This is a genomic window from Pseudomonas sp. P5_A2_2 (genome assembly GCF_054177685.1).
Window position 1 is genome coordinate 1 of the sequence record NZ_JBGCUL010000498.1, and the last position, 3,318, is coordinate 3,318.

The window sequence follows — 3,318 nt, forward strand, 5'->3', positions numbered from 1 at the left end:
ACTGGCCGAACGAACCGGCCGCACTGGCGATCCCCATGCCCATGCTGCGTTTTTCCGGCGGCACCGCGCGGCCGACTACACCCAGAATCACCGAGAACGACGTACCGGACAGTCCGATGCCGATCAGCAGACCGGCACTCAGGGACAAGGTCACCGCCGAGTCGGAGAGCCCCATGCAAATCAGCCCGGCCGCGTACAGGACGCCTCCGATCAGCACCACTTTCGCCGCGCCGAAGCGGTCGGCCAGCGCGCCGGTGAATGGCTGAGCCAGGCCCCAGATCAGGTTCTGCAGGGCGATGGCGAAGGCAAAGACTTCACGGCCCCAGCCGAACTCGGCACTCATCGGTGCCAGAAACAGCCCGAAGCCATGTCGAACCCCCAGAGACAACGCAAGGATCAGCGCACTCCCCAACAGAACCCAGCCGCATGTACGCCACATCGATGTCATTGTTGTTCTCCGGTAGCGGGTATATACCCGCTTAAGATCGAAAAAACCGGCATCATGCCAGTTCATCCAGCAGCTTCAGTAAGATTTCGCGCTTCTCGGCCCCCAGGCGATCGATCAAACGCTGCTGTGCGGCTTCCCAGGCCGGCAAGGCAGCCTTCAGACGCTCTGCCCCGGCCTCGGTCAACAGGACGATGCGGTTACGCATGTCCTCGCCCTCGACCAGCGTCACCAGGCCGTCACCCTCCAGCACCCGTAAATTGCGACCCAGGGTGCTGCGATCCAGGCCCATGGCCTCGGCCAGGGTTGAGATGCTCGGGTGATCCAGACGCTGCAGGTTGCACAGCAAAGAATACTGCGCAACGTTGATCCCGAAGCCGTCGAGAGCGCCGTCGTAATGCCTGCTGACGCCACGGGCGGCGCGACGCAGGTTGATGCATAAACATTGGGAATCGAGCATGGTGCGTGTATATACCCGCGAGTCGGTTAAATCAAGTGACATGGAGTTTGTTCAGTGATCAGGCGGTGTCCCGAAAATCGCTTTCGCGAGCAGGCTCGCTCCCACAGAGATTTTCGGTGTGCCCACTATTGTGTCAACAAAACTGAAACCCTGTGGGAGCGAGCCTGCTCGCGAAGAGGCCGGAACATTCACCACTACGGCGCTAAGGCTAATGCCAATCCAACCAACACCCCTACCTCCAGCAACTCCAGCATTGCACCTGCCGTATCGCCCGTCGTTCCACCCAGCCGCCGCAACATCACCTGGCGCAGCGAGACAAACCCCAGCACTGCCAACACCACCGCCAGCGCACCGCTGACGCCTGCGATCAACACACAGGCCAGTGCACTGACCGCCAACACCTGTCTGCCCGCCGAACGCGGAAGATGGTCGGCCAATGCCTGGCCCAGGCCACCGGCACGCACATAGGGCGTAGTCAGGAACAAACCGAGCAATGCGCTGCGACCGATCAACGGCACGATGATCAATGCCAGCGAATGCGGCTGTTCGATCAGCGCCAGCAGCGCGGTGAACTTGAGCAACAACACCAGCACCAGCGTCACCACGGCGATCGGCCCGCTGCGCGGGTCTTTCATGATGGTCAGCGTACGCTCACGGTCGCCAAAACCGCCGAGCCAGGCATCGGCGCTGTCCGCCAAGCCATCGAGATGCAATCCGCCACTGAGCAGCACCCAAACGCTCAGCAACAGCGCCGCGTGCAACAACATCGGCGTGCCCAGTAACAGCCAGTTGACTGCCCACAGAATCGCGCCAAACAGCAATCCCACCAACGGATAAAACAGCAGCGACCGCCCCAGCTCCCGGGGCTCAGGCATGCCGGGCAGGCGTATCGGCAGGCTGCTGAGAAATTGCAGGGCGATCCAGAATGGCAGCATGGTCAGAGCACTTCCTTCAACAGGCCCGCAGGCTCCACTGTCAGCGAAAACAGCGCGCCATGCCCGATCTCAACGTTGAGCAGTTGCTCTCGCGGCAGCCCTCGCGCTTGTGCCAGCAACAGACGCATCACTCCGCCATGGCTGATCAGCAGAATGCGCTCACCGGTACAGGTCGCATGCAAGCGCTCCAGCGCTGCCAGCACCCGTGCCGAAAAGTCTGCAACCGGCTCACCCTGAGGCGGCGTGAACGAATAAGGATCGGCCCAGAACAAACCCAGCGCCTGCGCGTCGGTTTCCATCAACGCCGCCGCGTTCTGCCCTTCCCAAGCGCCGAAATGCAACTCTTGCAGGTCTTTGTCCAGTTGCACCGGCACGCCCAATTGCGCACCGAGCTCCTCGGCAAAGCGTGCACAACGCTTTAACGGCGAACTGACCAGCCGGTCCCACGGGCCTTGTCCGACCACGGCGGCGCGCATCTGCGCCCAGCCCAAATCGGTCAACGCATCATCGATGCTGCCACGCAAGCCGCCGCCGAGTTCAGTTTCACCGTGACGCAACAGATCCACGCGCAAGGTCATGCCGGACGATCTGCCACGGCGGCTTCGGCGAAGGTCGCCATCTGACCGTGCAGGTCGCACGCCAGGCGCAGCAGCGGCACAGCCAATGCCGCGCCACTGCCTTCGCCAAGCCGCAGGCCGAGATCGAGCAACGGCTGCGCGTTCAGGGTTTCCAGCACATGACGATGCCCTGGCTCGGCGCCGCGATGACCGAACAACAGCCACTGACGACACTCTGGATTCAAGCGCACCGCAACCAGCGCCGCGACACTGCAAATGAAACCGTCCACCAGCACCGCGACACCCTCCTGGGCACAGGCGAGATAGGCACCGACCAGCGCGGCGATCTCAAAACCGCCGAGGTTGAACAGGGTCTGCAAGGCGTCGCCACGCTGCGCGCCATGCAATGCCAGGGCGCGCTCGATCACCTGCGCTTTGTGGCTGACACCTTCGGCATTAAGCCCGGTGCCAGGCCCGGTCAGATGCACCACCGGGCAATCGAGCAGCGCGCACGCCAGGGCGCTGGCGGCGGTGGTGTTGCCGATGCCCATTTYGCCACCGATAAACAACTGCGCACCGCTGGCGATGGCCCGCTGCACGCTGTCACGACCGGCTTGCAGGGCGAGTTGCCCCTGGGCCTGGGTCATGGCCGCCCCCTGTACAAAGTTTGCCGTGCCCGGGCCGACGTTCAGGTGACGCACGCCCGGCAGGCTCAGCGACGGCGTTACCGTGCCAAGGTCAACCACCTCGAGGGAAGCGCCCAACTGCCGCGCCAATACGCTGATCGCCGCACCGCCACTGACAAAGTTGTGCAGCATCTGCCCGGTCACTTCCTGAGGAAACGCCGACACCCCCTCAGCGACCACACCATGGTCGCCGGCAAAAATCGCGATCCATACCTGATCCAGACTCGGCTTGACC

Annotated in this window: 5 protein-coding genes; all 5 read right to left on the bottom strand. The window is 63.0% G+C overall.

Going from position 1 to position 3,318, the window contains the following annotated elements:
* Window positions 1-448 (bottom strand): MFS transporter (locus tag ACXRVY_RS21130; RefSeq protein ID WP_458238159.1); only part of this gene is annotated, 448 nt, incomplete at its 3' end.
* Between the two features lie 52 nt (window positions 449-500).
* A complete protein-coding gene (locus ACXRVY_RS21135) occupies window positions 501-905 on the bottom strand; it encodes a MarR family winged helix-turn-helix transcriptional regulator (protein ID WP_223463341.1) in 405 nt (134 codons plus the stop codon).
* A gap of 194 nt (window positions 906-1,099) precedes the next feature.
* Window positions 1,100-1,840, bottom strand: coding sequence for an adenosylcobinamide-GDP ribazoletransferase (locus ACXRVY_RS21140; protein ID WP_223463308.1), 741 nt, complete (start codon window positions 1,838-1,840; stop codon window positions 1,100-1,102).
* 2 nt (window positions 1,841-1,842) lie between these two features.
* Window positions 1,843-2,418: an alpha-ribazole phosphatase family protein gene (cobC, locus tag ACXRVY_RS21145; RefSeq protein ID WP_223463309.1), complete on the bottom strand. Its 576-nt coding sequence runs from the start codon at window positions 2,416-2,418 to the stop codon at window positions 1,843-1,845.
* On the bottom strand, window positions 2,415-3,318 hold a 904-nt coding region (gene cobT / locus ACXRVY_RS21150), incomplete at its 5' end, for a nicotinate-nucleotide--dimethylbenzimidazole phosphoribosyltransferase (RefSeq protein WP_458238160.1). The genes cobC and cobT, both read right to left, overlap by 4 nt.